General features: G+C 68.8%; 30 protein-coding genes and 1 riboswitch. Of the genes, 23 read left to right on the top strand and 7 right to left on the bottom strand.

Translation table 11 applies throughout. The annotated features are described in order from the left end of the window. A partial coding sequence (locus RMO01_RS11440; protein WP_309629184.1) for a phosphomethylpyrimidine synthase ThiC occupies window positions 1-974 on the bottom strand: 974 nt, incomplete at its 3' end. A gap of 203 nt (window positions 975-1,177) precedes the next feature. Then, window positions 1,178-1,286: riboswitch (TPP riboswitch) on the bottom strand. 172 nt (window positions 1,287-1,458) lie between these two features. On the opposite strand from RMO01_RS11440, the gene RMO01_RS11435 reads away from it, so the two are divergent. From RMO01_RS11435 to RMO01_RS11410, 6 genes are all read left to right on the top strand, one after another. Beyond that, window positions 1,459-1,875 (top strand): BLUF domain-containing protein, encoded by a 417-nt coding sequence (locus RMO01_RS11435; RefSeq protein WP_309629182.1) that lies wholly within the window; start codon window positions 1,459-1,461, stop codon window positions 1,873-1,875. Window positions 1,876-1,933: 58 nt separating this feature from the next. Beyond that, the gene (locus RMO01_RS11430; RefSeq protein ID WP_309629181.1) at window positions 1,934-2,935 is read left to right on the top strand and encodes a D-cysteine desulfhydrase; all 1,002 of its coding nucleotides are present in this window, start codon (window positions 1,934-1,936) and stop codon (window positions 2,933-2,935) included. Beyond that, on the top strand, window positions 2,932-3,612 hold the full coding sequence (locus RMO01_RS11425) for an amino acid racemase (protein ID WP_309629180.1): 681 nt from the start codon (window positions 2,932-2,934) through the stop codon (window positions 3,610-3,612). The genes RMO01_RS11430 and RMO01_RS11425 overlap by 4 nt, the downstream gene beginning before the upstream one ends. A 143-nt stretch (window positions 3,613-3,755) precedes the next feature. Then, entirely contained in the window at window positions 3,756-6,200 is a 2,445-nt protein-coding gene (locus RMO01_RS11420) for an alkaline phosphatase PhoX (RefSeq protein WP_309629179.1), read from the top strand. Between the two features lie 106 nt (window positions 6,201-6,306). Then, window positions 6,307-7,230 carry a nucleoside hydrolase gene (locus RMO01_RS11415; RefSeq protein WP_309629178.1) on the top strand — a complete coding sequence of 308 codons (924 nt, stop codon included), beginning with the start codon at window positions 6,307-6,309 and terminating at the stop codon, window positions 7,228-7,230. Continuing rightward, window positions 7,227-8,096: a ribokinase gene (locus RMO01_RS11410; RefSeq protein WP_309629177.1), complete on the top strand. Its 870-nt coding sequence runs from the start codon at window positions 7,227-7,229 to the stop codon at window positions 8,094-8,096. The genes RMO01_RS11415 and RMO01_RS11410 overlap by 4 nt, the downstream gene beginning before the upstream one ends. A 180-nt stretch (window positions 8,097-8,276) precedes the next feature. Here the strand turns inward: RMO01_RS11410 and RMO01_RS11405 are convergent, their stop codons facing one another. Beyond that, window positions 8,277-8,786 carry a DUF1993 domain-containing protein gene (locus RMO01_RS11405; RefSeq protein ID WP_309629176.1) on the bottom strand — a complete coding sequence of 170 codons (510 nt, stop codon included), beginning with the start codon at window positions 8,784-8,786 and terminating at the stop codon, window positions 8,277-8,279. A gap of 117 nt (window positions 8,787-8,903) precedes the next feature. Here RMO01_RS11405 and RMO01_RS11400 point away from each other — a divergent pair, with 117 nt between their 5' ends. Beyond that, on the top strand, window positions 8,904-9,536 hold the full coding sequence (locus tag RMO01_RS11400; protein WP_309629175.1) for a hypothetical protein: 633 nt from the start codon (window positions 8,904-8,906) through the stop codon (window positions 9,534-9,536). Here the strand turns inward: RMO01_RS11400 and RMO01_RS11395 are convergent. Beyond that, window positions 9,533-10,681 (bottom strand): zinc-dependent alcohol dehydrogenase family protein, encoded by a 1,149-nt coding sequence (locus RMO01_RS11395; RefSeq protein WP_309629174.1) that lies wholly within the window; start codon window positions 10,679-10,681, stop codon window positions 9,533-9,535. The genes RMO01_RS11400 and RMO01_RS11395 overlap by 4 nt on opposite strands. Before the next feature lie 120 nt (window positions 10,682-10,801). Here RMO01_RS11395 and RMO01_RS11390 point away from each other — a divergent pair, with 120 nt between their 5' ends. Then, complete coding sequence (locus RMO01_RS11390) at window positions 10,802-11,236, top strand: thioesterase family protein (protein WP_309629173.1); 435 nt, start codon at window positions 10,802-10,804, stop codon at window positions 11,234-11,236. Between the two features lie 5 nt (window positions 11,237-11,241). On the opposite strand, the gene RMO01_RS11385 is transcribed toward RMO01_RS11390, so the two are convergent. Beyond that, a complete protein-coding gene (locus tag RMO01_RS11385) occupies window positions 11,242-11,442 on the bottom strand; it encodes a hypothetical protein (RefSeq protein ID WP_309629172.1) in 201 nt (66 codons plus the stop codon). Between the two features lie 175 nt (window positions 11,443-11,617). Between RMO01_RS11385 and RMO01_RS11380 the strand changes: the two genes are divergently transcribed. From RMO01_RS11380 to RMO01_RS11360, 5 genes are all read left to right on the top strand, one after another. After that, entirely contained in the window at window positions 11,618-12,391 is a 774-nt protein-coding gene (locus RMO01_RS11380; RefSeq protein WP_309629171.1) for a YebC/PmpR family DNA-binding transcriptional regulator, read from the top strand. Between the two features lie 142 nt (window positions 12,392-12,533). Continuing rightward, entirely contained in the window at window positions 12,534-13,874 is a 1,341-nt protein-coding gene (locus tag RMO01_RS11375; protein WP_309629170.1) for a hypothetical protein, read from the top strand. A gap of 37 nt (window positions 13,875-13,911) precedes the next feature. Then, on the top strand, window positions 13,912-14,163 hold the full coding sequence (locus RMO01_RS11370; RefSeq protein ID WP_309629169.1) for a hypothetical protein: 252 nt from the start codon (window positions 13,912-13,914) through the stop codon (window positions 14,161-14,163). Beyond that, window positions 14,160-14,432, top strand: coding sequence for a type II toxin-antitoxin system RelE/ParE family toxin (locus tag RMO01_RS11365; RefSeq protein WP_309629168.1), 273 nt, complete (start codon window positions 14,160-14,162; stop codon window positions 14,430-14,432). Before RMO01_RS11370 ends, RMO01_RS11365 begins: the two co-directional genes overlap by 4 nt. Window positions 14,433-14,512: 80 nt before the next feature. After that, window positions 14,513-15,031 (top strand): hemerythrin domain-containing protein, encoded by a 519-nt coding sequence (locus tag RMO01_RS11360; protein ID WP_309629167.1) that lies wholly within the window; start codon window positions 14,513-14,515, stop codon window positions 15,029-15,031. Window positions 15,032-15,037: 6 nt separating this feature from the next. Here RMO01_RS11360 and RMO01_RS11355 read toward each other — a convergent pair whose 3' ends face one another. Further along, a complete protein-coding gene (locus RMO01_RS11355; protein ID WP_309629166.1) occupies window positions 15,038-16,714 on the bottom strand; it encodes a M20/M25/M40 family metallo-hydrolase in 1,677 nt (558 codons plus the stop codon). A 114-nt stretch (window positions 16,715-16,828) separates the two neighbouring features. Here RMO01_RS11355 and ruvC point away from each other — a divergent pair, with 114 nt between their 5' ends. Genes ruvC through ruvB form a run of 3 tightly spaced genes read left to right on the top strand, consistent with a single transcriptional unit; the run spans window position 16,829 to window position 19,016 of the window. Continuing rightward, window positions 16,829-17,371: a crossover junction endodeoxyribonuclease RuvC gene (gene ruvC, locus RMO01_RS11350; protein ID WP_309629165.1), complete on the top strand. Its 543-nt coding sequence runs from the start codon at window positions 16,829-16,831 to the stop codon at window positions 17,369-17,371. Beyond that, on the top strand, window positions 17,368-17,985 hold the full coding sequence (ruvA, locus tag RMO01_RS11345) for a Holliday junction branch migration protein RuvA (protein ID WP_309629164.1): 618 nt from the start codon (window positions 17,368-17,370) through the stop codon (window positions 17,983-17,985). Before ruvC ends, ruvA begins: the two co-directional genes overlap by 4 nt. Continuing rightward, the gene (gene ruvB / locus RMO01_RS11340; protein WP_309629163.1) at window positions 17,982-19,016 is read left to right on the top strand and encodes a Holliday junction branch migration DNA helicase RuvB; all 1,035 of its coding nucleotides are present in this window, start codon (window positions 17,982-17,984) and stop codon (window positions 19,014-19,016) included. Before ruvA ends, ruvB begins: the two co-directional genes overlap by 4 nt. Before the next feature lie 4 nt (window positions 19,017-19,020). Here ruvB and RMO01_RS11335 read toward each other — a convergent pair whose 3' ends face one another. Next, entirely contained in the window at window positions 19,021-19,365 is a 345-nt protein-coding gene (locus RMO01_RS11335; protein WP_309629162.1) for an antibiotic biosynthesis monooxygenase, read from the bottom strand. Beyond that, the gene (locus tag RMO01_RS11330; RefSeq protein WP_309629161.1) at window positions 19,362-19,673 is read right to left on the bottom strand and encodes an NIPSNAP family protein; all 312 of its coding nucleotides are present in this window, start codon (window positions 19,671-19,673) and stop codon (window positions 19,362-19,364) included. The genes RMO01_RS11335 and RMO01_RS11330 overlap by 4 nt, the downstream gene beginning before the upstream one ends. Before the next feature lie 69 nt (window positions 19,674-19,742). Between RMO01_RS11330 and RMO01_RS11325 the strand changes: the two genes are divergently transcribed. The 7 genes from RMO01_RS11325 to tolB all read left to right on the top strand — a co-directional run bounded on the left by RMO01_RS11325 (window position 19,743) and on the right by tolB (window position 25,051). After that, window positions 19,743-20,423: a winged helix-turn-helix domain-containing protein gene (locus RMO01_RS11325; protein WP_309629160.1), complete on the top strand. Its 681-nt coding sequence runs from the start codon at window positions 19,743-19,745 to the stop codon at window positions 20,421-20,423. 26 nt (window positions 20,424-20,449) lie between these two features. After that, the gene (locus RMO01_RS11320; RefSeq protein WP_309629159.1) at window positions 20,450-20,869 is read left to right on the top strand and encodes a hypothetical protein; all 420 of its coding nucleotides are present in this window, start codon (window positions 20,450-20,452) and stop codon (window positions 20,867-20,869) included. Further along, window positions 20,866-21,318, top strand: a complete 453-nt coding sequence (ybgC, locus tag RMO01_RS11315) for a tol-pal system-associated acyl-CoA thioesterase (protein ID WP_309629158.1) — start codon at window positions 20,866-20,868, stop codon at window positions 21,316-21,318. The genes RMO01_RS11320 and ybgC overlap by 4 nt, the downstream gene beginning before the upstream one ends. Window positions 21,319-21,467: 149 nt before the next feature. After that, complete coding sequence (gene tolQ / locus RMO01_RS11310) at window positions 21,468-22,241, top strand: protein TolQ (RefSeq protein WP_309629157.1); 774 nt, start codon at window positions 21,468-21,470, stop codon at window positions 22,239-22,241. 3 nt (window positions 22,242-22,244) lie between these two features. Continuing rightward, entirely contained in the window at window positions 22,245-22,712 is a 468-nt protein-coding gene (locus RMO01_RS11305) for an ExbD/TolR family protein (protein WP_309629156.1), read from the top strand. A gap of 3 nt (window positions 22,713-22,715) precedes the next feature. Then, window positions 22,716-23,501 carry a hypothetical protein gene (locus tag RMO01_RS11300; protein ID WP_309629155.1) on the top strand — a complete coding sequence of 262 codons (786 nt, stop codon included), beginning with the start codon at window positions 22,716-22,718 and terminating at the stop codon, window positions 23,499-23,501. A 140-nt stretch (window positions 23,502-23,641) separates the two neighbouring features. Next, window positions 23,642-25,051, top strand: coding sequence for a Tol-Pal system beta propeller repeat protein TolB (tolB, locus tag RMO01_RS11295; protein WP_309629154.1), 1,410 nt, complete (start codon window positions 23,642-23,644; stop codon window positions 25,049-25,051). Window positions 25,052-25,074: the final 23 nt, after the last annotated feature.

The raw sequence follows: 25,074 nt of genomic DNA, 5'->3' as shown, positions 1-25,074 counted from the left end.
ACGATGCCGGTGACGCGTTTGGCCGTCATGGGGATGAAGGGCAGGCGGACGCCCGCGTGGATGGTGAAATAGTCGACGCCCTGTTCGGCCTGTTCGATCAGGGTGTCGCGATAGACCTCCCAGGTCAGGTCCTCGGCGACGCCGTTCACCTTCTCCAGCGCCTGGTAGATGGGGACGGTGCCGATGGGGACGGAGGAGTTGCGGATGATCCAGTCGCGGATGTTGTGGATGTTCCGTCCGGTCGACAGGTCCATGACGTTGTCGGCGCCCCAGCGGGTGGCCCAGACCAACTTATCTACTTCATCGTCTACCGACGAGAGGACGGCCGAGTTGCCGATGTTGGCGTTGATCTTCACCAGGAAGTTGCGGCCGATGATCATCGGCTCGACCTCGGGGTGGTTGATGTTGTGCGGGATGATGGCGCGGCCGCGGGCGATCTCCTGACGCACGAACTCGGGCGTGACGAAGTCGGGGATGGCGGCGCCGAAGTCCTCGCCGTCGCGGATGCAGGGGGCGTTCTGCTCGCGCCGCAGGTTCTCGCGGATGGCGACGTATTCCATCTCGGGCGTGATGATCCCGGCCTGGGCGTATTCGTACTGGGTGACGGGGCGACCCTCGACGCCCTTGAAGACCTTGTGGTTGGAGACGTCGAAGCGGGGGGCGAGGTGGCGGCCCGACGCGTGGCCGTTGTCTTCGGGCTTGACCTCGCGCGGGTTCAGCACGGGGGCGATGTCGCCGCGATCCAGCTGCCAGCTGGATTTGACCAGGGGCAGGCCCTTCTTGATGTCGATGGTGACGGTCGGGTCGGTGTAGGGGCCGGAGGAGTCGTAGATCGTCACCGGCGGCTCGTTGGCGCTCGGGTGGACGGCGACCTCGCGGAAGGGGACGCGGATGTCGGGGTAGAGTTCGCCGGCGACATAGACCTTGCGGGAGCCAGCGCGTTCGCCGGTGGGGATGGTCCCGGTCTCGCGCATGACCTCTTCACGAGCGTCCTTCAGCGACAGATCCACATTTGGTTCGTGGCTATCGCTCGCGCCGCGGGCGCTCTCTGCTTGAGCCTGATCGGCGTTTGCTTCCGGGGTGACGTGAACGTTCATGGCGGCCTCTGTGGTTTCAGAGGGTCGCGCCGACTCCGGGCGTCCCCCCATTAGCGGGGATGACGACGGGACTGTGGCGTGGTCCCGAAGCGTACTCATCCCTTCGCCGGCATGACCCGGATCAGGTTCGGCCGGTCAGGCGCTTACGCCTATCTCAGCCGCTCAAGCGCGACCCCCGGGAGAACGGACCGACGATAGGCCGATGCCCGCCGACGGGCAATCCTCGGGTTCGGGGTCGGGTGCGACGGCGTCGATGCGGGCGACTGTGTCGGGAAGCGGACATTTCCTGTTTGATATCGGCCGTTTACGGGTCGGATACGGGTCAGGCTCCAGATTTCTCGCCAGTATTGTGGAGTGAGTGATGCCGCATCTTGAACGACTGCTCTACGCCAGCACGGCCACGGGGCGCACCGACAGTCTGCTGAACATGGCGACGATCCTGGCCGAGTCGCAGCGCAACAATGCCCGTGACGGCCTGACCGGGACGCTGGCGGCCCACGACGGGCGGTTCATCCAGGTGGTCGAGGGGACGACCTCCGCGCTGGACGCCCTGCTGCGGCGACTGGCGCCCGACCCCCGGCACCGCGACATCGTGGTGCTGGATCGCCGGCCGATCACCGAGAGGCGGTTCACGGAGTGGACCATGGCCAGTTCGCGCCTCGGGCCGGAGACGGCGCCGGTGCTGGAGCGACTGATGGCCACGCCGGACACGTCGGCGGCCGAGATCGTCGCCCTGCTGCACGAAGCGCTCGAGATCGGTCAGTCGCGCGCCGCCTGAGGCTTCGCAGGCGGCGCGACGCGCGATAGGAGAGGGCGAACCCGAAAGGCCGTCCCCCATGCATCTCGCCCGATTCCCCCGCGTGCGCCTCGCCCATCTGCCGACGCCGCTGGAGCCCGCGCCGGGCCTGTCGCAGGCCCTGGGCATCGACCTGTGGATCAAGCGCGACGACTGCACGGGGCTGGCCGGCGGCGGCAACAAGACGCGCAAGCTGGAGTTCTTGCTGGGCGACGCTTTCGAGCAGGACGCCGATACGCTGGTGACGCAAGGCGCCGTGCAGTCGAACCATGTGCGCCAGACGGCGGCGGCCGCGGCGACCATGGGGCTGAAGTGCGAGGTCATCCTCGAGGAACGGACCGGTTCGAAGGCCGTCGACTACACCCGCAACGGCAATGTCCTGATGGACCGGCTGTTCGGCGCGGTCATTCGCTCCGTGCCCGGAGGATCGGACATGCCGGCCGAGCTGGAGAAGACGGCGGCGGAGATCCGCAGCAAGGGCGGCAAGCCCTATGTCATCCCGGGCGGCGGCTCGAACCCGATCGGGGCGCTGGGATACGTCGACTGCGCGCGCGAGATCGTCATACAGGCCGACGAGCTGGACCTGGCCATCGACCGGATCGTGACGGCGACAGGCAGCGCGGGGACCCATGCGGGTCTGGTCGCCGGGCTGGCTGTGCTGGGCGCCGACATTCCCGTGCTGGGCATCGGCGTGCGGGCGCCGAAGGAGAAACAGGAGGCCAATGTCCTGAAGCTGGCGAAGGAGACCGCCGCCCTGCTGGGCCATCCGGACCGGGTGACGGACGATATGGTGGTGGCCGACTGCGACTATGTCGGCGAAGGCTATGGCCTGATCGACCAGGGGGTGGCGGACGCCCTGATGCTGGCGGCGCGGACCGACGGACTGGTGCTGGACCCGGTCTACAGCGCCAAGGCGATGAAGGGGCTGATCGCGCTCGCGAAGGCCGGCCGGTTCGAGGGCGAGCGGGTCGTCTTCCTGCACACCGGCGGGGCGCAGGGACTGTTCGGCTATCAGGGCGAGCTGGAGCCGATGTTCGGATGAGCAAGGTTCTGGGCGTTCTTGGCGGCATGGGCCCCGCCGCCACCGTCGCCTTTCTGGCGCGGGTGCAGGCGCTGACCCCTGCCGACGGCGACGCGGATCACATCCGGGTCGTGATGGACATGAATCCGCAGGTGCCGGACCGGAACACGCGACCCGGAGACGCCGAGGCCGAGCTGGGGCGGATGGCTGCGAGGCTCAAGGCGGCGGGAGCGGAGGTTCTGGCCATGCCCTGCAATACGGCCCATGCGCAGAAGCCGGGGATCGTGGCGGCCGGCCTGCCCTTCATCGACATGATCGCGGCGACCGTGGCGGCGGCGAAGGGGTACGACGCGCATTCCAGTGAAAGTCTGGCGATCGGCATCCTGGCGACGCCGGGCGGGGAGGCGCTGTATGTCGCGGCGCTGACGGAGGCCGGGGTCAGGCCGGTGGTGCTGCAGGGCGAGGATCGGGCCGCCTTCATGGCCTGCGTCTATGGCGTGAAGCGGGGCGACGTGGGTGTGGACAATCGCGCGGCCATGGCGCGGCTGGCCGAGGCGCTGAACGTCGCGGGCGCGGACGCTGTGATTGCGGGGTGTACGGAGGTTCCCCTGTTGCTCGACGCGGCCGATGTCTCTGTTCCGCTTGTAGATTCAGCAGAGGTTCTGGCTGAAGCCTGCGTCAGGGCCTGCATCGACTGATCGGATACATGATCCGATTGCGGATCAGCTGTAATCGCCGTGTGTTGTGCGACTTGTTCGCAATATAAAACGGCAATATTTCGGACACGAACTTCACAACCGCGGCCGCTACCGCTGCGCCCCAGACATTTTGGGGAGCAACCATGTCCGAGTTCCATCTGACCGGCAGCCACGACGACGGCGACGTCGAGCTGAACACCTCGTCCAACCCGACCTTCGGTTCGATCGTCGAGGAGCGTCACTCGCGCCGCACGATCATGGGCGGCATGGCCTCGGTCGCCGCACTGTTCGGCCTGGCCGGCTGCGACATCGGTGAGACCCCGACGACGGACTCCACTGTGTCTGCCGGAGCCTCCGGCGCGACGACCTCGGGCAAGACGGTCACCCTGACCGGTTCTTCGACGGGCGCGACAGGCGTGCTGTGGACACAGGTGTCGGGGCCGACCGTAACCCTCACGAACGCCAACTCCACCACGGCCACCTTCACCGCACCGAGCGTGGCCGCCGCCACGTCGCTGGTGTTCGCGTTCAACTCTTCCGGTGCGAACAACGTCGTCTCGATCGCCCAGACGACCGTGACGGTCAGCCCGGCGGTGCTCGGCTTCAACGCCGTCGCCAAGAACCTGCTGGACGTCGTCACCGTGCCGGCCGGCTATTCCGTCTCGGTCCTGTACCGGCTGGGCGACCCGATCAACGCGGCCACGCCCGCCTATGCCAACAACGGCACCGACACGAACTTCGCCGGCCGCGCGGGCGACCACCACGACGCCCTGTATTTCTTCGGCCTGGGCGCCACGACCGGTCTGCGCGACGACAACTCGTCGACGCGCGGTCTGCTGGCCATGAACCACGAGAACATCTCGGCCGCCTATCTGCACCCGAACGGCCCCACCTCGGTCGGCGGCGTCCGTCCGGAAGCCGAGGCCATCAAGGAGATCGAGGCCCACGGCGTGGCCGTGATCGAGGTCCTGAAAGGCACGTCGGGCTGGAACTACGTCCAGAACTCGACCTTCAACCGCCGCATCACGCCGAATACGCCGATGGATATCCGGGGTCCGGCGCGCGCCGACGCGCAGATGCGCACCGCCTTCTCGCCGACGGGCGTCGCCGGTCGCGGCACCGTCAACAACTGCGCCAACGGCTATACGCCCTGGGGCACCTACCTGACCTGCGAAGAGAACTGGGCGGGCTATTTCCGTCGTTCGTCGACCGACAACGCCGCCCGCACCCCGAAGGAGGTCGTCGCCCTGAACCGCTATGGCGCGGCCCAGGGCGCGTCCGGCGCCAACGGCTGGGCTTCGGTGGTCCCGGCCGTCGCAGGCTCGACCGTCTTCGCCAAGTGGAACGCCTCGGTCCTCGCCGCTGACGCGACCGGCGACTTCCGCAACGAGCCCAATCAGTACGGCTGGGTCGTCGAGATGGACCCCTATGACGCCGCCTCGACGCCGAGGAAGCGCACGGCGCTGGGCCGCATGGGTCACGAGGGCGCCTGGCCCGCCAACTTCGTCGCCGGCCGCCGTCCGGTCTTCTACATGGGCGACGATTCGCGCGGCGAATATTTCTACAAGTTCGTCTCGGCCGCCGCCTGGGTCGCCGCCGACGCCACGGCCGCCGACCGCCTGTCGATCGGCGACAAATACCTGGACAACGGCACCCTCTATGTCGCGCGCTTCGACGCAACGGGTAACGGCGTGTGGCTGCCGCTGGTGTTCGGCGCGGGTGCGGTCACGGCCGCCAACCCGGCCTACGCCTTCGCCAACCAGGCCGATGTGCTGATCAACGCCCGACTGGCCGCCGACGCCGTCGGCGCGACCAAGATGGACCGTCCGGAATGGGCCGCGGTCAACCCGGTGAACGGCGAGGTCTATCTGACCCTGACCAACAACGCTGCGTCGCAGCGTCCGCTGGCCGGAACCGACGCCGCCAACCCGCGCCACTACAACGACCCCAAGGGCGCTTCGAACTCGGCCCAGTACGGCAACCCGAACGGCCACATCATCCGACTGCGCGAGACGGGCGATAATCCCGAGGCGACCACCTTCCAGTGGGACATCTACGCCTTCGGGGCCGACTCGGACCTGAACGCCGCCAACATCAACCTCTCAGGCCTGGATGCGACGAACGACTTCTCGTCGCCGGACGGCCTGTGGTTCGGTCGACCCCAGAACGCCTCCGGCCAGGTCAATCCGCTGCTGTGGATCCAGACCGACGACGGCGCCTTCACCGACAAGAGCAACTGCATGATGCTGGTCGCCCAGCCGGGCAGCGTCGGCGACGGCGCGGCCCGGACAATCACCAACACCGATGCGACAGGTGCGACCCGCACCCAGCCGACCTTCGTCGGCAAGGCGCCGGGCCTGAGCCTGCGTCGCTTCCTGGTCGGACCCAAGGAGTGCGAAATCACCGGCATCGACTCGACGCCGGACGGCAAGACCATCTTCGTCAACATCCAGCACCCGGGCGAGAACGGCACGGGCGCCTCGCCGACGTCGTTCTGGCCCGCCAGCCAGACCGGCGGCACGGGCTCGCGCCCGCGCTCGGCGACCATCGTGATCACCAAGGACGACGGCGGCGTGGTCGGTCTGTAGGACCCGCCTTCCCGGTCGAATGAGGGGGCGCGCCGGCGACGGCGCGCCCTTTTTCGTTGCGACGATCCGCGTCCGGACGCATTCAGGGCGGGTGAAAAGACAGAGTTTGATCATCGATTGCGACCCGGGCGTGGATGACGCCGTCGGGCTGCTGCTGGCCTTCGCCTCGCCGGAGCTGGAGGTGCTGGCCGTGACCACGGTCGGCGGAAACGTGCCGCTAGAGAAGACGACGCGGAACGCGCGGATCATCCGGCAGGTGGCGGGGCGGGACGAGGTTCCTGTCTACGCGGGGGCGGCGCAGCCGCTGAAACGGGACCCGGCTGGGGCTGGCGAATTCCACGGGGCCGAAGGGCTGGGCGATCTCGAGGCTGTGGAGCCCGATGCTCCGGCGGCGGAGGGTTCGGCGGTCGAGGCCATCGTGCGGATGGTGATGGGAGCCGAACCGAAGTCGGTGGCTCTGGCCGTCATGGGGCCGATGACCAATCTGGCGCTGGCGCTGAGGGCCGAGCCGCGTCTGGCCGAACGGTTGGGACCCGTGGTGGTCATGGGTGGGGCGCGGTCGGAGGGCGGCAACATCACCGCCTCGGCCGAGTTCAACATCTGGGCGGACCCTGAAGCGGCGGCTGAGGTCTTCGCCTCGGGTTGCGAGATGGTGGTGTTCGGACTGGACGCGACTCATCAGGTGCGCGGGACCGAGGAACGGATCGCCGCGCTGGAAGCGGTGGGCAACGGGCCGGCGCTGACGGCGGCGGCGATGGTGCGGTTCTCGCAGCGGATCGAGCGGGACATCGTCGGCTGGGATGCCGCGCCCCTGCATGATCCGTGCACGGTGGCCTGGCTGCTGCTGCCCGAACTGTTCCGGCTGAAGCCCTGCCTGATCGAGGTCGAGACCGGCAGCGAACTGACGCGCGGCCATACGGCGGTGGAGTTCCGGGTCGATCCGGCGAGCGCGCGGCATCTGTGGGCCGTCGAGGCGGACGGGCAGGGTGTGTTCGACCTGATCGCCGAACGTTTGGGAGCGATCCGATGAACGTCACCGTGGTCGGATCCATCAATCTGGATCTGGTGGCCTCGGCGCCCTCCCTGCCGGCGGCGGGCGAGACGGTGACGGGGGCGACCCTGGCGCGGCATCCGGGCGGCAAGGGCGCCAACCAGGCGCTGGCGGCCGAGAAGCTGGGCGCCGAGGTCAATCTGATCGGCCGGGTCGGGGATGACGCCATGGCGCAGGAGGCCCTGGCGTTGATGGAGAGTTTCGGGGTCGATCTGTCGGGGGTGGAGGTCGATATCGCGGCGCCGACGGGGGTCGCCCTGATCGCGGTCGATCCGTCGGGCGAAAACCAGATCGTGGTGGCGGCGGGGGCGAACCATCTGGTGACGCCGGAGCAACTGCCGGCGCGGATCGAGAGTGCGCTGATCGTACAGCTGGAGCTGCCGGTCGAGACGGTGGAGGCGGCGGTGGGCCGGGCCGTCGGGTTCGTCTGCGCCAACCTGGCGCCCGCCGCGCCGGTGTCGGAAGCCCTGTTGCGGCGGTGCGACCTGATCGTCGTCAACGAGGGCGAGGCGGAATTTTACGGCGACCTGCTGCACCGGGGCGGGGGCCGGGTGGTGATCACGCAAGGCGCGCGCGGCGCCGAGATGTATCACCGGGGCGTCAAGATGGCCTGGGCCACGCCGCCCGAGGTGGTCGCCATCGATGCGACCGGGGCGGGCGACGCCTTCGTCGGCGCGATCGTCGTGGCGCTGCTGGACGGGATGGAACCGAAGGCGGCGCTGGACTTCGCCTGCGCGGCCGGGGCGCTGGCGGCGACCCGGGCCGGGGCCCAGCCGTCACTGCCGACGCGGGCCGAGGTCGAGGCGCTGCTGGGTCGCGAGTTCAGCGTTTATTCACGCCGTTGAAGAACCAGGCCATGTAGAGCCGGAACAGCCAGCCGCCTTGCCGGGGTTGTACCGAGGTGACGGCGCGGCGACCGCGACCCTTGAATTGTTTGACGACCACGCGACCGAACTCTTCCGCAAACTGACGGTGCGAAAAGAGTCGGTCGCCGCAAAGGTTCCTGTGTCCGGCGCCGTACCCTGTCAGCCCGGCGCACCCATATAGTCGCGCTTTCCGATCGGCACGCCCGCGCCGCGCAGCAGGTCGTAGGCGGTGGTCAGGTGGAAGTAGAAGTTCGGCATGGCGAAGCCGGTGACATAGGGCTGGCCGAGGAACTTCATCTCGCCGCCGGGGAAGGTCAGGGTCACCTCCTTGCCCTCTTGGCCGTCGACCTTGTCGCGCGGGACCGAGGCCAGATAGGCGAGGGTGTCGGCGATCCGCTGCCGCAGTTCGGCGATGGTGGTTTCACTGTCGTCGTTGACGGGCGCCGTGACGCCGGACAGGCGGGCGATGCAGAGCTTGGGGCTGTCGCAGGCGGTCTGAACCTGTTTCACAAAGGGGTTCATGTCGTCGATGATGCGCAGCGAAAGGTATGTCTCGGGATCGACGCCCGTCTCCTTCGCATGGGCGACGGCCTTGTCGAGCAGGCCGGACAGGGCGGTCAGGCCCCGCGAGAAGGGCGGAACGGTGAGGTCGTAGAGTTCGGTCGCCATGGGTGAGTTTCCTTTGAGAACCTTGTGTCCCTCTAGCCTTGCCCTGGACGATTGTCACGCCCTTGGCGAAGCGGGGTTTCGCGGCCTAGGTTAACGGGCCGTCGGGGGAGACGGTGAGTGAAAGATACCCGCATGATCCGCACCGTGTCCGTCGTCGCCATCGCGCTGACGCTCGCCGCATGTCAGCCGTCTGGCCAGGGCGAAGCCGCGCCCTCGGGGCAGGCGACCCTGCCTTCGGGCGACGCGATGCCGGCGACCTATGACTGGTATTTCACGCCGCACGGCGGGACGGGCGAACTGGACTTCGGCGACGGTGACTGGGCCGAGGGCATCAGTGTTTTCGGCCTGTCATGCCTGCCGGAAACGAAAACGGTGCAGATGAACTGGGGCCGTGAGGACGCAGCCGTGCTCACGTCGGGCACGGCGACCGGCACCTTCCGGCCTGCAGCGTCCGTGCCCACCGACCATCCGGTGCTGACCGCCCTGAAGGCCAGCGGCGCCATCGACGTGGGTCTGAGCGGGGCGGACATGCGGCTGGTCGCGAAGGATACGGGAAAGGCCGAGATCACGGCCTTCTTCGACTACTGCGACAAGGGGATCCACCCGGCCTACACCCCGGAGGCGATCGCCGCCGCCGAGGCTGAACTGGCGGCCGCCGAAGCAGCACAGGGAACTGCGGCCGAAACCGCTCCGGCGGCCGAGGCTCCGGCCGAACCGGCGGCTCCCGCCGGCGAAGCGCCGAAGACCTAGAAGGTCACGACCAGCCGGACGACCTCGCCGGCATGGAGCCGGTCGAAGCCTGCGTTGATGTCGTCGAGCGGGATGGTCCCGCTCATCAGCCGGTCCACGGGCAGGCGGCCCTGACGGTAGAGGGAGACGTAGCGGGGGATGTCGCGGCTGGGCACGCAGGTCCCGATGTAGGAGCCCTTGAGGGTGCGCTCCTCGCCGACCAGGGAGACGACGTTCACCGGCAGCACCGCATCGGGCGGCGGCAGGCCGGCGGTGATGGTCGTGCCGCCGCGCCGGGTCATCTTCCACGCGGCCTCCAGGGCGCGGACCGAGCCGGCCATCTCGAACACGAAGTCGGCGCCGCCATCGGTCAGGGCGCGGACCTGATCGACGGCGTCGGGGTCCGAGGCGTTGACGGTCTGGACCGGGCCGAGCGTACGGGCGAGGGCCAGCTTGTCCTCGGACAGGTCGACGGCGATCACCGGAGAGGCGCCGGAGGCCAGGGCGCCGAGGACGCTGGCCAGACCGACGCCGCCGAGGCCGACGACGACCGCGCTCTGGCCCGCCTTGATCCGGGCGGTGTTCACCACCGCGCCGACACCGGTCAGGACCGCGCAGCCGAACAGGGCGGCCTCCGCGAACGACAGGGCCGGATCGATCTTCACCAGCGAACGACGCGAGACCACGGCGCGCTCGGCGAAGGCGGAGCAGCCGAGGTGGTGGTTGAGGGTTTCGTCGCGCCCCTCTGCTTCCTGCGCGTGGATGCGTTTGCCGCCGGTCAGGAGCTCGCCCCTGCCGTTGGCGGCGGCGCCGGGCTCGCACAGGGCCGGGCGACCCTCCGCACACGGATTGCAGTGGCCGCAAGACGGCATGAAGACCATGACGACATGGTCGCCGACGGCCAGGTCGGTAACGCCTTCGCCGAGGGCCTCGACGACGCCTGCCGCCTCGTGCCCGAGGGCCATCGGCATGGGGCGGGGGCGGTCGCCGTTGATGACGCTGAGGTCGGAGTGGCACAGGCCCGCCGCCTTGATGGCGACGAGGACTTCTCCCGGACCGGGTGGGTCGAGGGTCACGGTCTCGATCGAGAGCGGACGGCTGTCGGCATAGGGGCGCGCGGCGCCCATGGCGCGCAGGACGGCGGCGCGGGTGGTGGTCCGGGTCATGAGCAGCCTCGTCGGAAACGCGCGGGTGACCTTCGATAGGCGCTTGACGCGACGGAGGCCAAGCCCGAGCGTCACGTCAGGATCGGCGACCAAGCCGGCGCTGCGAGGGACGAAAAGAGAATGCCGAAACGCGACGAGGGGCCTCTGGCCGACCGGGCGACCTACAAGGCCTACCACACGGTCTCGACGCGCTGGGCCGACAACGACCAGTACGGCCACATCAACAACGCCAAGTTCTACGAATTCGTGGATTCGGCGGTGAACGCCCACCTGATCATCGGCGGCGCGCTGAAGGAATCGATCGGCCTGGTGGTCGATTCAGGCTGCCGATACACCTCGGCCCTGGCGTTTCCGGACGTCATCGAGGTCGGGATCAAGGTCGACCACATCGGCACGTCGAGCGTGAAATATGGCTTCGCCGTCTTCCGTCGTGGCGTGGCCGAGCCCGCCGCCATCGGCCATTTCGTACACGTCTATGTCGACGCCGAGACGCGTCGGCCCAAGCCGCTGCCGGCGGTGCTGAGGGGCGTGGTGGAGAACCTGAGGGCCGCCTAGGCCCTTCAGTCCTCGTCCATATAGCCCAGCAGGGCCAGGGCGCCGACGGCGGTCAGGACGCCGATGGCGAAGGCGGCGACGATGGAGCCGGTGGCGACGGCGGTCGAGACCGTCATCGGACGGCCCTTGTACCATTCGACGATGTCTGCGTCGTCGAGATCGTCCTCGAGATAGGCGTCGGCGTCGTGCAGGGGATTGTCTGACATGGTCAAGCTCCGTCGGTGGCTGGCATAATCCCCCGCAGGGTCGCCGGTTCCGGCGACCGATTGGTGACAGAACAGCGCGGGCGGGCTAGACGGCCCGAACCCGATACCTAACACCGAACGCGCTCAAGCAGCGAGCGACCGCGTCGCGAGCGATAGCGCCCTTCAAGAGACCAAAATGGCCGGCCATTCCAAGTTCAAGAACATCATGCACCGCAAGGGTCGCGCCGATGCGGTGCGCTCCAAACTGTTCTCCAAGCTGTCGCGCGACATCACGGTGGCCGCCAAGTCGGGTATGCCCGACATCGCGCTGAACCCGCGCCTGCGTCTGGCGGTCAACAACGCCAAGGCCGAAAGCCTGCCCAAGGACGTGATCCAGCGCGCCATCAACAAGGCGGCCGGCGGCGACGTCGATACGATGGAGGAGGTCCGCTACGAGGGTCGGGGGCCGGGCGGCGTCGGCATCATCGTCGAGGCCCTGACCGACAACCGGAACCGCGCCAACTCCAACATCGGCACGGCGTTCAAGAAGAACGGCGGGGCGCTGGGCGAGATGAACTCGGTGGCCTTCATGTGGGACAAGGTGGGCAAGATCACCTACCCCGCCGAGGCCGGGACCGAGGACGCCGTCATGGAGGCCGCCATCGAGGCGGGCGCCCAGGACGTCGAATCCGATCTGGTGAAGCCCGACATCTACGAGGACGCGCCGGGCCACGTCATCTGGACCGCCTTCGAGGACCTGAACGAAGTGGCCGAGGCCATGTCCAAGATCCTGGGCGACGCCAAGTCGACCGCCATCGTCTGGAAACCCCAGACCGAGGTGCCGGTCACCGGCGAACACGTCGGCACCCTGATGAAGCTTCTGGACGCGCTGGACGCCGAGGACGACGTCTCGATGGTCTATTCCAACGAGGACATCTCCGACGAAGACATGGCGAAGTTCGCGGGCTGACCGACTGATTGCCCACAGGGGCCGGGACCCTACAGTATCGACTCGTCCGCTCACGCCCATTAATCTTTCTGAACGGGAAAGGGTGGGCGGCGCGATTCGCGCCGGCCGATGTCAGGCTCCATCCGCCCGTCAGGGGGATGTCATGACGGTATTGTCGAGGATCGACCGGGTTCTGTCGCGGAACGGCAAGGCCGCCCAGGCCGCCTCGCCGGCCGAGGAGCGGGAGAACGGCGACGCCGCCGGCATCATCGGCGAACGCTTTGAAACCATTCAGGACAGCCTCGATCAGCTGACCGACATGGCGCGCCGGTTCGGGACATTTGAGAGCCTGCTTGGCCAGCTTCGTGAGCCGCTGGAGGCCGAGTTCCGCTCTCGCCGGGACAGCCATGTCGAACTGATCAATCTGCGCGCCGCCAACATTGATTCGGTCGGACGGCTGGACGACCTGAACGCAGAGGCGCGCCGCCTGGCCGACGCCCTGGCCGAGAGCGAGAGCCGCGCCGACGAACTTTCCGCCAAGCTGGGCGAGCAGACCGCAGCCTCGCAGGAGGCGCGCGTAGAGACCGACCGCCTGCGCAGCGAGCTGTCGATCGCCACCGGCAAGATCGAAGCCCTTGAAGCCACCGACCGGGCGTCGGCCCAACGGATCAAGGAGCTGGAACAGGACCAGGAGGCTCTGCGCACCCAGCTGAAGCAGGCCGAGACGCTGCGGACCGAGTCCGAGAGCGGTCGCGCCCAGATACAGCGCGACCACGCCCTCGCGTCGGAAGAAAACACGGTCCTGCGTCGCCGCGTCGACGAGATTTCGGCCGAGGTCGCCGCCCTGGCCCGCGCCTCGGCGGCCAGCGAAGGTCAGCTCGCGACCGAACGCGCCCGCGCGGCCTCCGAACAGAGCGAGTCGGCCCGGAGCCTGCGGGCGCTTGAGAACCAGACGGAAACGGCGCGTGCGGAGATCGCGTCCCTGACCTCGCGGCTCGACACGGCCACGGCCCGCGCCAACGGGCTGGAGGTTCTGAACACCGAACAGGCCTCGCGCCTGAGCGAGCTGCAGGCCGGATCTCACGGTGCGGAGCGCAAGGCGGAACAGCTGCAGATCAGCCTGGACCGCGCCATGGAACGGATCCGCGGACTCGAGGCCGAGACCGAGGACACGCGTCAGCGTCTGGCCGGAATGGAAGTGGCCCGACTGGCCGCCGTCGACCGCGCCGAGACCCTGGCCAAGGCCGCCTCGACACACGAGAAGGCCATCGCCCGCGCCGAGGACCGGATGCTGAAGATCCAGGCCAAACTGACCGCCGTTCAGGACGAGCAGCAGGCCAGGGCCCAGGTCATGGCCCAGCAGACCGCAGCCCTGCGCGCGGAGCTGGAAGGCGTCCGCGCCGAGGCCGCGATGTCGGCTGCGGCTCTGGAAGCGGCGCGTCGCGAGCGCGGCGGTCGGCCCGCGCCGGTCGATGGCGGATCGGTCCAGCCCATCGTCGCCTGAGTTTGGCGACGGTCAGGGGCGGTGCTAGCATCGCCCCATGACCGTGCACGTGACCATCGAGATGGACGAGGCCGTGAAGGCGAAGCTGGATGCCGTCTCGATGTCTCGGGGACTGCCGTCCGGCGATCTCCTGCTGGAAGCTGCTGAACGCATTGCTCGTGAGCATGACGCCCTGGAAGCCGCCATCATTGAGGCCGAAACTTCACTGGCGGCCGGCAAAGGCAGTCCACACGAAGATGTGGTCGCCAGACTGCATGCCCGGCGAGCACTGTGGACGAGTGCCGCTTGAGGCTGATCTGGGCGCCAGAGGCGGAAGCCGATCTGGAGGAGGGCGTCACCTACATCGCACGGGACAACGTCTCAGCCGCCATCGCGACCGAGGACCGCGTGCTTGAGGCGGCGAATGGTCTGCGTGACTTTCCGAACAAGGGGCGGGCTCGTCCGGACGGAAGGCGAGAGTTGATCGTCTCTGCTACGCCCTTCTTGCTGGTCTACCGGACCGAGCCTGAAAGCGTTCTGGTTTTGCGGGTCTGGCACATGAGCCGCGAACCCTTCTGAGCCCGCGCGAGTCGTTCGCACGGAACCCGCGCCTCACCGCAGGCGTATCGAGGCTTCACCATTCGCGCCGGAGCCGCCCCATGGACATCACCCAGCTGATCCTCGACGACCATGCCGAGCAACGGCGGCTGTTCGCGATCATCGAGCAGATCGATCCGAAGGACATCGGGGCGCTGACGGCGGTCTGGTCGCGGCTGAAGGCGTTCCTGGACGTGCACGCCGAGGCCGAGGAGCGGTTCTTCTATCCGGAGCTGCTGAAGCTGGGTGAGGGAGCGAACGACGCCGAGGACGGCACGGTCGAGGGCGAGACCGAGGACGCCATCGAGGACCACAACAAGCTGCGCGACGCGGTCAAGGCGGTCGAGAGTTACCCGGTCGGGACGGGCGCCTGGATCGAGGCGGTGGGCAAGGCGAACGTCGTCAACTCCAAGCATATGGGCGAGGAGGAGCGGCAGGGTCTGACCGACTTCCGCCGTCATGCGTCGCTGGCGACGCGGCATGAGCTGGCCGTGAAGTTCGCCGCCTTCGAGGCCGATCACATCACGGGCGTGAAGCCGGTCAACAAGGATCCCGAGGCTTACATCGAGGCGAACGGCTGACCCGCCTCAGTCCTGCGCGGCGTAGCGTTTGACGATCTCGAACAGGAAGTCGCGGCCCTCGAAGAGGGAGCGGACGCGAATGCGTTCGTTGAGGCCGTGGGCGCCGCCGCCGTCCGGGTCGCCGAACATGCCGGTGACGCCATAGGTCGGGATGCCCGCGGCATTGGTGAAGCGGCCGTCCGTAGCGCCGGTGGCCATGGTCGGCAGGATCGGCACGTTCGGCCACATCTGGCCGGCGACCTCGCGGATCGGACCCATGACGGCGTCCGACAGTTGCGGCGGCGGGGCGGTCGGGCTGGGGCGTCCGACGGGGGTGATCGAGATGGCGGCATCAGCCATCAGGCGCGTCAGTTGGTCTTGCGTCTCCGCCACCGTGTGGCCGGGCAGGATGCGGCAGTTGATGTTGGCGGTGACCTTCTGGGGCTGGGCGTTCGGGGCATGGCCGCCGTCGATCAGGGTCGGGATGCAGGTGGTGCGCAGGGTTGCGTTCCACGACGGGTTGGCGGCCGAGATGCGGGCGGCGGCGGCCGCGTCGGGGGTCGCGCCCGAGGTCAGGGCGCGCATGTCGGCGGCGTGTTGCGGCTGGGTGTCGGCGAGGGCCGAGAAATAGGCGCGGGTGACCGGGTTGAGCTCCAGCGGGAAGTCATGGGCGCCGACGCGGGCGAGACCCGCCGCCATGGCGACGATGGCGTTGTCCTTGCGCGGCCGTGAGGAGTGGCCGCCAGGGTTGGTCAGCTCCAGCGTATAATCCTGATAGATCTTCTCGCCTGCCTGAACGGCGAGGGCGACGCGGTTGCCCTCGGCATCGAGAAGGCCGCCCGCGCCTTCGTTGAGGGCGAACCCGGCCTGGAGCGTCTCGGGGTGTTCGGCCAGAAGCCATTCGACGCCGTTGTGGACGTCGGCGGTCTCCTCGCCGCAGGTCAGGGCGATCCGGATGTCGCGGGCGGGGGCGAAACCTTCCTGTTTCAGGCGGATCAGGGTGTCGACCCAGACGGCCGCCTGGGCTTTGTCGTCCGAGGCGCCGCGCGCGTAGAAATAGCCGCCCTCCTCGATCAGGGTGAAGGGATCGCGGGTCCAGTCGGCGGGATTGGCCTCGACCACGTCGATGTGGGCGAGCAGCAGGAGGGCGGGCGCCGAGGCGTCCGAACCGTGCAGGGTGGCGACGAGATTGCCGTCCTTCGGCCGGTCGGCCGGGGCGAGGATGCGGACGTCTGCGGCGGGATAGCCGGCCGCGGTCAGACGGGCGGCCATCCGTTCGGCAGCCAGGGTGCAGCTGCCTTCCGACAGGGTGGTGTTGGTTTCGACCAACTCTTCATAGAGGGCGCGGAAGGCGAGCTGGTCGGGGCGCGGTGCGGGCGCCGTCTGGGCCTTCGATGAGGTCGCGATGGCGATGGCCACGCCGAAGACCAAGACGATGACGCCTACGCCGATCAGCATGCGTTGGCGGCTCTTGCGGACCGCTGCGTAGACCGGCTCGTCGAGGTAGTAGAAGCCGGCCTGGGCCTGCCGGATAGCGTTCTGGCGGAGCAGGCCGCGCAGGGCGAGCCGGGCCAGGTTCTTGTCGGGGGCCAGGGGAATGGCCTTGTCCGGCGAGAAGGCTTCGGCGGCTTTCAGGGCCTCGATCATCTGGCGCTCGGCCTGCATGCGTCTGGCCGCGATGACGGCGCCGGCTGTGTTCGACATGAGCGATCCCTCTGTTCGACGATCAGGCTAGCGGGAAGGCGCGGCCTTGTCCTGCTGCACAGACTGAGCCGTCTTCATTGCTCGTCAACCTCGTTTGCGGCATGACAGGAACGAATGACGAACAGCATGATTCATCAAGGCGGGGGGACTCGAATCCTGGGACTGGACCCCGGCCTGCGCCGCACCGGCTGGGGCGTCGTCGTGGCCGAAGGGTCGCGCCTGCGCTGGGTCGCGCACGGGGTGGTCAGCCCGCCGGAGACCGCGCCGCTGTCGGAGCGGCTGCTGTGGCTGCTGGAGAAGGTCGGCGAGGTGTGCGCGGCCCATGACTGTGACGAGGCGGCGATCGAGGAGGTCTTCGTCAACGTCAATCCGGCCTCGACCCTGAAGCTGGGCCATGCGCGGGCGGCGGTGATGCTGGCCCCGGCGCGGGCCGGTCTGTCGGTCGCGGAATACTCGCCGAACCTGATCAAGAAGGCGGTGGTCGGGGCGGGACATGCGGACAAGGGGCAGATCGCCTTCATGGTGAAACGGCTGCTGCCGGCGAGCGGAGACGTGAAGGCGGATGCGGCGGATGCGTTGGCGGTGGCCATCACCCATGCGCAGCTGCGGAAGCGGACGCTGCTGGAAGCGCTGAACCCGGTGCGGGGGGCGGCATGATCGGGCGTCTGAGAGGCGTGCTGGCCGAGGTCGAGGAGGGCCATTGCCTGATCGACTGCGCGGGCGTGGGCTATGTCGTCGCCTGCGGGGCGCGCACCCTGGGGCGGTTGCCGGCGCCGGGCGACGAGGCGACCCTGCATGTGCATTCGCAGTGGAGCGAGGACGCGGGGCCGCGGCTCTACGGCTTCCTGGCGCGCGACGAACGACGGGCCTTCACGACCCTGCTGGGCATCCAGGGGGTGGGGCCGAAGGCGGCGCTGTCGGTGCTGGACGTGCTGCCGCCGGGCGAGCTGGCGGGGGCCGTGGCGCGCGACGACAAGGCCGCGATCGGGCGGGCCAATGGCGTGGGGCCGAAGCTGGCGCTGCGGATCGTGACGGAGCTGAAGGGCAAGTCGCTGGGCGATGTGTCGTTCACCCCGTCGGCGCCGGGGGTGCATGCCGAAGTCCTCGCGCCGGTTCCGAGCGTGACGGGCGAGGCGGTCTCGGCGCTGCTGGGCCTGGGCATGGCCGAGGTCAATGCGCGCCGTGCTGTGGATCAGGCGCTGATCCGGCTGGGTGAGGATGCGGAGCTGTCGGCCGTGATCCGGGCGGCGTTGCAGGAGCTGGGTCGGTGACCGACGACCGCATCATCTCGCCCGAGCCCGCCCCCGGTGAGACCTATGACCGCGCATTGCGGCCCCAGACCCTGTCGGAGTTCGTCGGCCAGGAAGCGGCCAAGGGCAATCTGAAGGTCTTCATCGATGCGGCGCGGGGGCGGAACGAGGCGCTGGATCACGTGCTGCTGTTCGGACCTCCGGGGCTGGGCAAGACAACTCTGGCGCAGATCGTTGCGAGGGAACTGGGTGTGGGGTTCCGGGCCACGAGCGGTCCGATCCTGGCCAAGGCGGGGGACCTCGCCGCCATCCTGACCAATCTCGAACCGCGCGACGTCCTGTTCATCGACGAGATCCACCGGCTGGCTCCCACGGTGGAGGAGATCCTCTATCCGGCGATGGAGGACCATGTGCTGGACCTGATCATCGGCGAAGGACCTTCTGCCCGCTCGGTGCGGATCGACCTCGCGCCCTTCACCCTGGTCGGGGCGACGACGCGGGCCGGGCTGCTGGCGACGCCGCTCAGGGACCGGTTCGGCATTCCGCTGAGGCTTGAGTTCTATACCCCCGACGAGCTGGTGCGGGTCATCACCGGGGCCGCGCGCAAGATGAGGGCGCCGATCAACGACGAGGGCGCGCGCGAGATCGCATCGCGAGCCCGTGGCACCCCGCGCGTGGCCGGGCGGCTGCTGCGCCGGGTGCGGGATTTCGCCGAGGCGGAAGGCGCGGCGGTCATCGACAAACTGGTGGCGGCGCGGGCGCTGTCGCGGCTGGAGATCGATGAGGTCGGGCTGGATTCCAACGACCGGCGCTTCCTGAAGGCCCTGATTGAAAACTACGGCGGCGGGCCGGTCGGGATGGACACCCTGGCGGCGGCGATCGCCGAGGCGCGGGACGCGGTCGAGGACGTCATCGAGCCCTATCTGCTGCAGCAGGGCTTCATCCAGCGGACGCCGCGCGGGCGGATGGCCTGCGCGAAGGCCTATGCCCATCTGGGTCTGACCGAACCGCCGAAGCCCGTGGTCCCGCCCCAGGGCGGTCTGTTCGAATAGTCCCTCAGGAATGGGCGTTACGGCTGTCGGCCGGCGCCTGGACGCGGTCGGTGAGACCGTAGTCGCGCAGGACCTCCGCCACGCGGAGGCGGTAGTCGGTGAAGATGTGGCCGCGCCCCGCGGACTGGGCGCCACGATGGGCCGGCAGGGCGCGCCAGCGGGCGACCGCCGCCTCGTCTTCGAAGAAGGACAGGGACAGGACCTTGCCGGGCGTGGTCAGGCTCTCGAACCGTTCGACCGAGATGAAGCCTTCGACCTGGGCCAACAGGGGCTTCAACGCGGCAGCGGCGTCGAAATAGGCGTCGCGCCGATCGGGGTGCGGCTGGACCTCGAAGATGACGGCGATCATGCCGGCTCGACCCGGCGCAGGAAGGTCCGCTCCTCGCGCAGGATGAAACGCCGATCGCGGGCGAGGGCGAAATTGGCGGCGCCTTCGGGTGCGGCGCGCAGCCGGGCGCGATAGGCCTCGTAGGCGGCGAGGTCTGGGAAGGAAATCAGGCCCCAGGCGATATCGTTGGTCCCCTCATGCGGCATGAAATAGCCGATCAGATCACCGCCGCAGGCCGGAATGACCGCCAGCCAGATACGGGCGTAGGCCTCGAACTCCGCCTGCTGGAACGGGTCGATCTGATAGCGGATGAAGACGGTCACGGTCATGGGGCGCTCCTTGCGGTCGCCGTGTTCTAGGCGATTGGCGGCCGTCAATGGTTCGGTTACGATCGAACCATGAGAGCAGGCCCCGACATCGCCGAGACCGCCGCCCTGCTGGGCGACCCGGCGCGCGCCAACATGTTGCTGGCCCTGTTGTCAGGCCAGGCTCTGACGGCCAGTGAGCTGGCGGGCGAGGGCGGGGTGTCGAAGTCCACGGCCAGCGGCCATCTGGCCCGGCTCGAGACAGGCGGCCTCATCGTCCAGGCCAAGGAGGGGCGGCATCGCTATTTTCGCCTGTCGGGATCGGACGTGGCCGAGGTTCTGGAAAGCCTGATGAGCCTGTCGGCGCGCGCCGGGCGGCCGCGCACCCGCCCGGGCCCGAGGGAGCCGGAGCTGAGGGAATCGCGCGCCTGCTACGATCATCTGGCGGGGACGGCGGGGGTGCGGGTGCTGGACAGCCTGCTGGCGCAGGGGCTGGTGGCGCGCGACGGCGAGGCGCTGGCGGTCACCCCGCCGGGTCGCGCCTTCTTCGACACGCTGGGCGTCTCGGCCGGTCCGTCGCGACGGGCGGAGTGCCGCGCCTGTCTCGACTGGAGCGAACGCCGGCATCATCTGGGCGGGGGACTGGGGGCCGGGTTGCTGGACCATATCTACAGTCAGGGACTGGGCGCGCGGGTCGAGGACACCCGCATCGTGCGCTTCACCGCCGCCGGCCGTCGCTGGCTGGACGAGACCTTTCCGGTGATCGAGGCCTGAGCTTCACCTCCACGCCAAAGCCGGTCATGCTGGCGGTGATGGCTCGCAATCGCTTCACCGTCAGAACCCTCGTGCCCGTCCTGGGCGTTGCCGTCCTCGTGCTGGGGGCGTTTGGCGTCTGGGTGTTCGTCCACGAGCGCACGGTCCGGTCGTCGGAACGACCGTTCCAGCGCGCCGAGCGGCAGGTGCGGGAACAGCGTGGCGGCGATTGGGAGGTTCGCTATGTCGAGGCCGGTTCGGGCCCGGCGGTGTGCGGTTACGCCGCTCCGCGCAATCGCGGCGACGCGACCCATGAACCCGTGGCCTTCATCTCCCGCATCGGCCGGATCCTGTTCGCCGACGAGCCCTTGCCGACAGAGTTCCGAGCCCTGCGCGAAGAGTTCTGTCCCGCCTTCGCCCGTTCGCCTGCTGCGCCCGCCTATGTGAACCCGGTTCAGGCGCCATGAGCTACGACGATAGTCCCACCGCTGGTCGCTTCGAGGGTCGCGCCCACCTGTTGCCCGTGCGGGTCTATTACGAGGACACCGACTTCACCGGGGTCGTCTATCACGCCAACTACGTCCGCTATTTCGAGCGCGGGCGGTCGGACTTCCTGAGGCTGGCGGGCATCGGCCATGCGCAGCTGCTGGAGATCGATCCGCCGCTGGCCTTTGTGGTGGCGGAGATGAAACTGCATTTCATCAAGCCCGCGCGGATCGACGACGCCCTGGTGGTGCGGACCACCTATGACGCGGTGAAGGGGGTGCGGCTGCTGATCTCCCAGGTCATCGAACGGGACGGGGAGGCGCTGTGCCGGGCCGATGTCACCGCCGTCTGCATCCATCTGGACGGTCGCCCGCGTCGACCGACGAAGGCCCTGGTCGAGGCGGTGACGCCCTGGCTGACCAACGACTGACGCATTGGTAACTTGCCGGAACCCGCGGCGCCGCTAGACTCGCGCCCTGCTTCGTCAGGAATAGACGGCCGTCCAATCCGCCCTCCGGCCATAGAACCGCCACGCCGCGTGGCTCGATAGAGTCCGACTGCTCTCCCCAGGATCCGCCCATGACTGTCGCCGCCACTGTCGCCACCGAGGCCTCGATGCTGAACCCGGTGACCCTGTTCATGACCGCCGACTGGGTGGTGAAGAGCGTGATGGTCGGGCTGGCCGTCGCCTCGGTGTGGTCGTGGACGGTCATCATCGACAAGGCCTTCCGCTTCACCGCCCTGAACAACCAGGCGAACGCCTTCGAGAAGGCCATCGCCTCGGGCCGGTCGCTGGAGGATGTGGCGGCCCAGGCGGGACCGGAGCCGGCCCACGCCCTGCCGCGCATGCTGGTCATCGCTTTGTCTGACTGGCGCGAGACGCGTCGCAAGGGGCCGCTGACCGACACCGAGGGCAATATGCTGATCTCGCGGATCGACCGCAGCCTCGATTCCCTGATCGCGCGCGAGGGTCAGCGGATCGAAGAGGGGCTGGGCGTGCTGTCGGTGGTCGCCACGGCCTCGCCCTTCATCGGCCTGTTCGGCACGGTCTGGGGCATCATGAACGCCTTCGGGCGGATCGCGGCGGCGGGGAACACCAATCTGACGACGGTCGCGCCGGCCATCGCCGAGGCCCTGTTCGCCACGGCCGTGGGTCTGGCGGCCGCCATCCCGGCCTATATCGCCTACAACAAGTTCTCGATCGACGCGGGCAAGTTCACCGGCCGCCTGGAGAGTTTCGCCGACGACCTGCAGGCCGCCGTGGCGCGCCGTCTGGGCGGAGGCTCGGCCCCGGTCGCCCCGCCGCCCCCGCCGCCGCCGTCACCTGACCTGTCCTTCCGCCGGAGCGTCTGAGCCATGGCGATGGGTGGAGGCGGCGGCGGAGGTCACGTTCGGGGCCGACGCCGCGCCCGCAGACGGCCGCTGAGCGAGATCAACGTCACCCCTCTGGTGGACGTGATGCTGGTGCTGCTGATCATCTTCATGATCTCGGCGCCGCTGCTGACCGTGGGCGTGCCGGTGGAGCTTCCGAAGACCGAGGCCAGCGCGGTCGAGACCGACAAGCCGCCGGTCACGGTATCGATCGACCGCGAGGGCGCGATCTTCGTCCAGCGCGACGAGACGGCCTATGACGCCCTGGCCGAGCGGGTGGCCGAGGCCGCCGACGGCACGGACCGGGAAGAGCTGTCGATCTTCGTGCGGGCCGACGGGCGGGCGCCCTATCAGGCCGTGGCGCGGGTGATGGCGCGGCTGTCGGCGGCCGGGTTCACCAAGCTGAATCTGATCACCGACACGGCGGAACCGGCTGTGGGCGGGGAAGGCTGAGCCATGGCGGCCTCGCGTCCGTCACCGGCTGTTCTCGGCGCCATCCTGCTGCACGCGGGCGTGGCGGCGATGTTCTTGATCCGCTGGCCCGAAAGCGAGACCGAGATCCTGCCGACGGTGTCGTCGGTGCCGGTGTCGATCATCTCCTCGGCGGTGGTCGAGGCCGCCGCGCCGGACAATCCGTCCGAGGAACTGGTGACCGAGGACGCCGCGACCGCGCCGGTCGAGACGCCGCCGGAACCGGTCCCGCCGACGCCCACGCCGCCCGCGCCGACACCTCGGCCCACGCCGACACCGACCCCCAGACCGACCCCGCCCCGGCCGACGCCGCCGAGGCCCACGCCGCCGCGTCCAACGCCCCCCCGACCGGCCCCGGCCCAGCCGCAGCCGTCGCTGGACCTCGACGCCCTGGCCGGTCCGCGCCGTCCCGCGCCGACGCCGGGCCCTCGTCCGGCCACGGGCCAGCAGGGGCGCGGGCAGGCGGCCCAGGCGACGGGGCCGCAACTGACCGCCATCTTCAATCAGGTCTATCCGAACTGGACCCTGCCCTGCGATATCCCGGGGGCGAACCAGCTGCGGATCGAGATGGACCTGACCCTGTCGCCGGACGGGCGGATCACGGCCGGGCCGACGCTGCGCAATCCGCGTTCCGACGCCGTCTATCGCGCCGCCGCCGACGGGGCGTTGAGGGCCATCCGCCAGACCGCTCCGTTCGACGTTCCCGCTGGCTTCCCCGGCGGCGCGTACCGGCCGACGTTCAACACCGAACGGGCCTGCAGGAACCGCTGAGCGGCGACCTGACGATGCCTGACGAGCCGCCCGGCAAAGGTTGCCGTCCCGAAAGTCGCCCCATTCGCCGCCATGCTGGTCTTTGTCACACGGTCTGGCGATAAGGACCGGGACATCTCGCTACGCCTGAGGAGACATCGATGCGTCTGAACCTGCTTCTGAGCACCGTGGCCGCCATCGGCATCGCCGCGACTTCGATGGCGCAGGCCCAGTCGACGCGGGATCTGAACGGCCCCTCGCGTCAGCAGACCCAGGCCCAGCCGGCCCAGACGGGCGAGCCGATCGAGGTCGAGATCGACCAGGGCGTGCTGCGTCCCTTCCAGATCGCCGTCGCACCGTTCAGCGGCGAGAACGGAACCTCGATCGCCGAGGTCCTGTCCGGCGACCTGCGCCGCTCGGGATTCTTCGAGCCGATCAACCCGGCCAGCTTCATCGAGACCAACCTGTCGATCGCCAATGCGCCGAATTTCCCGCAGTGGACCCAGATCGGGGCCCAGGCGGTCCTGTACGGCTCGGTCACACCGCGCGCGGACAACCGGAACGACTACGGTTTCCGCCTGTACGACCCCTACCGCCAGTGCCAGCTGGTCAGCTACAATTTCACCGCCACGCGCGAGCAGTGGCGCCGGATCGCGCACAAGATCGCCGACGTGGTCTATGCCCGGATGACCGGCGAGACCGGCATCTTCGACACCCGCATCATCTATGTCGCCGAGAGCGGCACCGAGCTGAACCGCCTGTCGCGCCTCGCGATCGTCGACCAGGACGGCTACAATCCCGTCTTCCTGACCGACGGCAGTGAGATCATCCTGACGCCGCGCTTCTCGTCCAACCCCGACGAGATCACCTATATGGCGCTGGGCGAGGACTACTCGCGCATCTACCTCTACAACCTGACCACGGGCCGTCGCGAAAGCCTCGGCGAGTTCGACGGGCAGGCCTTTGCGCCGCGCTATTCGCCGGATGGGTCGAAGGTCGCCTTCTCGATCATCCGGGGCGGCAACACCGACGTCTATGTGATGAACCTGAGGACGCGGCAGCTGTCGCGCCTGACCTCGGATCCCGGCATCGACACCTCGCCGTCGTTTTCGCCCGACGCCTCGCGCATCGTGTTCAACTCCGACCGGACGGGGACGCCGCGCCTCTACGTCATGAACGCCGATGGTTCGAACCAGCGGCCGATCTCGAGGGGCGGCGGAAGCTATACGGCCCCGGCCTGGAGCCCGCGCGGCGACCTGATCGCCTTCACCAAGTCCGGCGGCGGCCAGTTCGGCATCGGGGTGATGGGCGTCGACGGGTCCGGCGAGCGGATGCTGTCGCGCTCCTACTTCGAGGAGGGCCCGTCCTGGGCCCCCAACGGCCGCTATCTGATGTTCTCGCGCCAGACACGGGGCGGGAACACCAATCTGTGGATGGTGGACCTGTCCGGCCGTGTCATCGCCCAGTCGGGCTATCAGGGTCGGGGTTCGGACCCCGCCTGGTCGCCGCTGCTGGACGAAAGCCCCAACAACCTCGGCGCCGGCCAGGGGGCCGACAGCTGTTCTTCGTAAAAAGTCGTTCGGGGGACCCGCCC

Source organism: Brevundimonas sp., assembly GCF_031412435.1.
Lineage (GTDB): Bacteria > Pseudomonadota > Alphaproteobacteria > Caulobacterales > Caulobacteraceae > Brevundimonas.
Note: the sequence above shows the minus strand (reverse complement) of the source record. Positions and strands in the feature narration are given on the sequence as shown.